Source organism: Helicobacter mehlei (genome assembly GCF_003660265.1).
Classification (GTDB): Bacteria; Campylobacterota; Campylobacteria; order Campylobacterales; family Helicobacteraceae; genus Helicobacter; species Helicobacter mehlei.
Genome location: NZ_QXQP01000048.1, coordinates 1 through 2353, shown reverse-complemented (window position 1 = coordinate 2353; position 2353 = coordinate 1). Strand labels below are relative to the sequence as shown.

General features: G+C 44.9%; 1 protein-coding gene. It reads left to right on the top strand.

Going from position 1 to position 2353, the window contains the following annotated elements:
* On the top strand, positions 1-2353 hold a 2353-nt coding region (locus tag EAO36_RS08865; RefSeq protein ID WP_268877268.1), incomplete at both ends, for a putative barnase/colicin E5 family endoribonuclease.

The window sequence follows — 2353 nt, the reverse complement described above, 5'->3', positions numbered from 1 at the left end:
CCTAAGCCCCCGGCCTAGTGCCAACTTAGATGCGCCACCACAAACCGCCAAGACAGATTCTACCACAAGCCCCCTTAACTTAGAGGCGATTCCAGCAAAAGCTAGGGAGCTTTACACCACCGCCAAAGAGCAAGAGCAGGGCTTTAAGCAACTCTTAGAGGGATTAAGCCAGCCTAGTAGCACATTAGAGGCGGGGAATTTGCTCAAGAGTGTGGGGAGCATTGAGAGCAAGTTAGAACGCAAGCAGGGCCGCATAGAAAGCGTGAATGACTTGTTAAGGGGGGCCATTATTGCCAAAGATAGAGAAGTGCTAGATGAGCAGTTAGCCCAAATTGCCATCAAGCTAAGAGAGGCGCAAATCCCCCACACAATCGAGTATAAAGAAAATCGGGGCAGTGGCTATGAGGGGATTCATATCCACTTCAAGCACAACAATATCCCCGCTGAAATCCAAGTCCATACACCCAAGAATTGGGCGGTTAAAAAGAAGCAAGATGAAAAGTACCATATTATCAGAGAGGAAGAGATTAACCCCACGCTAAGCAAGGAGGAATTAGCCCAGCTCAAACAAGAAAGTAAGGCTTTAGGTCAAGATTCAGACCTTGATATTAAGCTTTTAACATCGTTTGAAGTGATCTCTACTGAATCCACTTCGGCAAAGTCGCTAAACCGCCTAAACGCCGACACAGATTCAAACTTAACCCACATCTTGCGTTTAAAGTCAAATTCAAAAACCCCTTCTTCACCGGGCGCAGAGATAGCGTATAAACGCCCCGACTCGGTGTTAAACCAAAAAGAAGAGATTTTAACCGGTGGTAAGGGGATAGATTCAGGCATACAAACTCCTTTACCCAATCCTACCAAACCCCCGCTTAACAATCAAACCCCCCTATTGCCCTATAAGAGCACTTATGAGGTGGTGCAAAGGGCTAAAGAACAAGGCCTTAGCCCCGCGCAGACTAAAGTGTTGGTGCAAGAAAACAAAGAGCGCATCGCGGGGTTATTGCCTTATAAAAGAGAAGTGGATATTAAGGGCGTGATTTTTAAAGAAGACATTAAAAGCACGATGCAAATCCTCCAAGAAGGCAGGCAAGCGTATTTAAACCACGCCCAAATTTTACAAGCCTTAAACAAGGCCAAAGAGCTTAAAAGCACAGCCCCAAGCGCATATGAATTAACCCGACACAAACAAAGCAGATTAGCCCAGTTGCAGGATGGGGCATTAGAAGAGGAGTGGCTAACAACTTTTAATCTTAAAAGCCTTGATGCGCCCTTTATTCCTAGTTTTAGCCCCCAAGTGCAAGAAGCTTTAGAGCCTATACTCAAAGGGGAGCCAATCAAACTCACTAGGGGGAGCTTGGTTAAATTAGAAAAACGCCAAAGAGAAGAGTTTTTGCCCTTGATTAAGCCGACTTTAGAGCAAAGCGATATGATTTTAAGGGACAAAGAAAATGCGTTAATCTTTGTTAAAGATATGGGTAAAAAATATTATTTTACCAGCGTAGCCCGTTCCAATGATGGATCTTGGACGATCCGCACCAATTCCTATAAAACTTTAAATAGGCTGAAGAATATTGTTAGTGATTTAGGGGAAGTGTTATACATTGATGAGAAAGCCCCAAATATACTCGCTGAGACTTTTAAGGCTAAAACGTTTTCTAACCAACTCACCGATGATTCTAGCGCAATAGGGCTTAAGGGGCAAATTAAACCCAACCCCGCTTTTGGGGAGAATTTTAAAGAATTTGCGCTTAAGGGGAAAGAAGCAGTGGCCAAACTCTTGCAAGAGAAACGCGGGCAAGTAGCCGGGGCGTTTTACCGCCCAGACTTAGGCGAGAGTGGGGGGTATATTGATCTAGTGTGGGGGAATTATGAGCTAAAGGCCAGCCCGGGAGCTAAAAAGCCTAAGAGTTACGGGCTATCTAAAATCCTTGAGAAACACGCGAGTGACTTTGAGAGCTTTAGGGGGGCTAATATAGAGGAGAAGTTGGCCAATGGGCTAGAGTATCTGATTAAAAATGGAGAATCTAAAACAAGTCCCACAGGTATTAAAACCATCGTTATACCGACAAAAGAGGGGGAGTTTAGGGTAGGCTTATCTAAGGGGTGGTTTGGCAAAGGGAATAATACATGGGTCATCACGGCTTACGAACATAAGAACCCCCCTGTAGAGACTTTCGGCCAATCTACAAGCTCCAAAGAAGTGTCTAAAGAGTCTGGGCATGGGCATCTTGCCCAAAAGGGAGAAGAACATTCTACCACAACCCCCCTTAAAGCCCAAACCCCCAAGAGCGCAGAAGAGCTAATAGAGTCTTTAGCTGTGGATAACGCAACGGCTAAAAAGTATAATATG